The organism is Bacillus sp. JJ722, assembly GCF_036963345.1.
GTDB lineage: Bacteria > Bacillota > Bacilli > Bacillales > DSM-1321 > Bacillus_AD.
The window spans coordinates 340-1543 of record NZ_JBALMO010000419.1; the positions used below are offsets into that span (position 1 = coordinate 340).

General features: G+C 35.1%; 1 protein-coding gene and 1 pseudogene. Both read left to right on the forward strand.

Translation table 11 applies throughout. The annotated features are described in order from the left end of the window. Positions 1-191 precede the first annotated feature (191 nt). A complete protein-coding gene (locus tag V7014_RS26990; protein ID WP_335512190.1) occupies positions 192-554 on the forward strand; it encodes a hypothetical protein in 363 nt (120 codons plus the stop codon). Between the two features lie 17 nt (positions 555-571). Beyond that, positions 572-1204: pseudogene (locus V7014_RS26995) on the forward strand (cell division protein FtsZ); the annotation flags it as partial.

The window sequence follows — 1204 nt, forward strand, 5'->3', positions numbered from 1 at the left end:
AGCAATAATTAATTGTTCCATATTGGTACAATAACTAATTCTCGCTCAGAAATCCACACCGAAATAGTGGTCAAACACTTATTTGTCAACAACTTATTTAACTGTACCAATTCGGTACAGCTTTATTGCACCATAACGTACCTTAATGGTACAATAAAAGCACGATTGTTTAATAAAGGAGGTTTAAACTCTTGAATGAAGATCCTAACACTCAGTCACAAAAACCTATAATAAAATATAGAGACATTAACGACATTACATATTCTAATGAAGTATTACAGTTTCTTCGAAGTAAACTAGATGATTTCACGATAGATTGTTTTCGTGAGGTAGTTAAGCATCACAAGAATGGTGGATTAACAAAAACAAGTTTAAACGTCTATACCAATCAACGCAAAAAGCATGAAGCTGCATTTTTGATTCTAGAAAGCCAAGGATTCATTGAAGTCAAAATGGATGGACTAAAAAAACCATACTTTTTAACTCCACGTGGACTACAGCTAGTTAACTACTTACAAAAAGAAGCCAGGAACAAAGCAACTAACCAAATATAAAATGAGGTGCATTACATATGAAATTTAGTTTAGAACGTGTAGGAGCAACAAAAGCACTACTATCCGAACATGTAAATTCAGACGAAGTAAAAACAGAACTAGATCGCTTCCTTAGTATGACTGTTATTGGTCTCGGACAAGGTGGAGGCCGCATTGCTGCTGAACTGTCTCGATTCGGCATGCCGACATATATACTAAACTCATCTAAAACTGACATGGATGAACATAACAAACTAATCCCTGATTCTCGAAGAATCTTAACAAAAAGCAAACAATATAATGAAATTGAAGGTACAAGCAAAAATGCTGCTCTTGGCTTTCAAATTGCTAAAGAAAATCAAGATGAGTACAAGAAAGTAGCTCTTAATGAAGATGTACAGAACGCTGATTTTGTTTGGGTTTCCGTGTCACTAGGCGGTGGAACTGGTAATGGAGCATTGAAAGTTGCCCTTGCATTTCTATCAAAAGTTCGTTCAAATAGAAGCCTTCCTAATGGAAAAATACCTTTAGGTATTATCTGCTCTATCCCTTCTAAAGATGAACGCGGTTCAACATTCCGCAAAAATGCACTAGCAGGTATTTCAGAGCTACAAAAACTAATCACTGAAGGAAAAATTGGTTCTGTTCTAGTTATTGATAATGAAAAAATG